Below are 2533 nucleotides of genomic sequence, written 5' to 3' on the forward strand. Positions count from 1 at the left end.
ATGTCGGCCATCTGGTCGGCCTCGTCGAGGACCGCGATCTGCACCTTGTCCAGGGACGCGGCACCGCGCTCGATGATGTCGCGCAGTCGGCCCGGGGTGGCGACCAGGATGTCCACGCCGCGCTCCAGCGCGTAGATCTGATTGCCCATCGAGGTGCCGCCGCAGACGACCTTGAGCTTGAGACCGAGAACATCGCCGTACGGCTGCAGCGCGTCGCTCACCTGCATCGCGAGCTCGCGGGTCGGGGTGAGGATCAGCCCGCGGGGGCGCTTCTTCTCGGTGTGGCCGCCTGCCAGCGTGGTCAGCAGCGGAAGGCCGAACGAGAGGGTCTTGCCGGAGCCGGTACGGCCGCGGCCGAGGATGTCGCGTCCGGCGAGGGCGTCGGGGATGGTCGCGGCCTGGATCGGGAAGGGCGTGGTGACGCCGTTCTGCGCAAGCTTGCGGACGATCTGCTCGGGGAGGCCGAGGTCGGCGAATGTGATGTCGGGCGCCTTAGGGGTGTCGGGGGCTTCCGTGGCGGCTTGCTCGGCCGGGGCGGTCAGCTCGCTCGTCTCGCTCGTCTCATCGAGGGCGGGCATGACGGCGTGATCAGTGGAAACGGACATGCGAAATGCGAAACCTTCCGGAGTCTCGGCACGCGCCCAAACTCCGTGTGTTGTCGCAAACGACCGCCTCTATGCGGTCAGCCACGGGATGGCAAGGAACGCGCCTCGCGGCGCACTTCTACGAGGCGCCGGGCAAATGGGATCAAACGATCTACCACCATACGCACCTCCACCCCTCAAGAGCAAATTCACTCCGTCCGCGCCCGACCAGGGGCGACGGCGGCCCTCGTACGGGACCTGTGCGCCCGTACGGGACCCGTGCCCTCGTACGGGACCTGCGCGGTCGTACGGACCCATGCGCTCGTACGGGACCTGCGCGTACGAGCCCTACCCCGCGGGCTGGTCCGACGGAGAGGCGGGCGCGGTCGGGGGCTCGGGGTTGGTCGGCTTCGGGTCCGGCGCGCTCGGCGGCGGACTCGACGGCCGGGGCTCGGGCGGCTCGTCGGACGGGGCGGCGCCGCCCGGCTGCGGCGGGTCGGAGGGGGCCGGGTGGTGGTGCGAGTCGCCCTTCTTCCCGGGCGGGGCCGAGGGCTCGTCCTCGGGGCCGGCCGCGGACGCCGAGGCCGAGCCCTCCTCGCCGTCCTTCTCCTTGCCCTTCTCGCCCTTCTTCCCCTTCTTCCCCTTCCCGTCCTTCTCGCCCCGGCCGGAGTCCACGTACGGGCGCCCCCTGCCGTCGGAGCGCACCACGGCGTCCCCCGCGTCCCCCGCCTCGCCCTTCTCGTGGGAGCCGCGGTGCTTGTCCGGCTGCTCGGAGTCGTCGGAGATGCTCATGCAGCCGCTGAGCGCCACGGCGACGGCCACGAGGGCCGCGACCGCCGCCCCGCGCACGGCGGCACGAGGCGCGCGCTGAGAGGTACGCGAAGTCCGGGCGGTACGGGAGGTCCGGGGAGAACGGGCGGTGCGAGGAGCAGGGGATCCGGGCACGGGGGATCCGGGCATGCGCGGGACACCTCCAGACGGTGGGGATGTGACGCCCTGCCCAACTGGCCCCGCCCCGCCCAGGACACGCCTGCGGTGCGGACCCGGCCCGTCGCGTAGACCGCGCGTCCGACGTCGGTCGTAGGCGAAGGCGAGGGCGGAGCCGGAAGCGAATGCGGGCGGAGGTGATGGGGTAGCGGACCCAGCTGGCGCCCGCGACCGGGCCGTAGCCGAGGATCAGCCGCGCTTCGGGGTGTGGCTACCCCGGCGTAGCCGCACCCGCCACACACCCAGGATCAGCCGTACCCGAGCGCGTGCAGCCGCGCGTCGTCGATCCCGAAGTGGTGCGCGATCTCATGGACCACGGTCACCTCGGTCTCCTGGACGACGTCCTCCCGCGTCTCGCTCAGCCGGAGCGTCGGACCCCGGTAGACCGTGATCCGGTCCGGCAGGACGCCCGCGTACCACTCACCCCGGTCGGTGAGCGGCGTCCCCTCGTAGAGCCCGAGCAGCTCGGGATCGTCCGTCGGCGGCTCGTCCTCAACGAACACGGCGACGTTGTCCATGAGTCGTGTCAGCTCCGGCGGAATCCGGTCCAGCGCCTCGGCGACCAGTTCCTCGAACTCCTCGCGCGTCATCTCCAGCACGAGGCCATTGTCAGGCAGCCGGGCCCGGAAAGGAGCCGTCGGCGCCGAGGTAGTCGGCGTCAACGTAGTCGGCGCCGAGGTATCCGTGCCGGACGCCTCCGCCCGCCCGGCGCACCATCACCGGGCGCGCCCCCCACCCCCGTGCGCCCAGGCATACGCCCCCGCGCGGCCAGGCATACGCCCCCGCGCGGCCGGGCATACGGGACCAATGGCCCGCGAACCGCTCCGGCTGCTCCGTGCCACCGCTCAGCGCGCGGGCACCGCGGCCGTCTCCCCCCTTCGCCGCTTCCGCCGCCCTTCCCTTCTCCGCCTTTCCCGCCTTCTCCGCTTCCGCCGCCCCGTGCCGTCCCCGTCCCCCTCCCC

General features: G+C 72.6%; 4 protein-coding genes. All 4 read right to left on the reverse strand.

What is annotated here, in order from left to right; translation table 11 throughout:
• The coding region (locus VT50_RS36725) for a DEAD/DEAH box helicase (RefSeq protein ID WP_143645338.1) at positions 1 to 605 on the reverse strand (605 nt) is incomplete at its 3' end.
• Between the two features lie 327 nt (positions 606 to 932).
• Positions 933 to 1433 carry a hypothetical protein gene (locus VT50_RS36730; RefSeq protein ID WP_240529464.1) on the reverse strand — a complete coding sequence of 167 codons (501 nt, stop codon included), beginning with the start codon at positions 1431 to 1433 and terminating at the stop codon, positions 933 to 935.
• 386 nt (positions 1434 to 1819) lie between these two features.
• Positions 1820 to 2170, reverse strand: coding sequence for a metallopeptidase family protein (locus tag VT50_RS36735; RefSeq protein WP_037953306.1), 351 nt, complete (start codon positions 2168 to 2170; stop codon positions 1820 to 1822).
• Between the two features lie 10 nt (positions 2171 to 2180).
• Positions 2181 to 2533, reverse strand: a 353-nt coding sequence (locus VT50_RS39440) for a hypothetical protein (protein ID WP_420822262.1), incomplete at its 5' end; no start/stop codon positions are given.

The sequence above is a fragment of the Streptomyces antioxidans genome, assembly GCF_000968685.2.
Taxonomy (GTDB): Bacteria; Actinomycetota; Actinomycetes; order Streptomycetales; family Streptomycetaceae; genus Streptomyces; species Streptomyces antioxidans.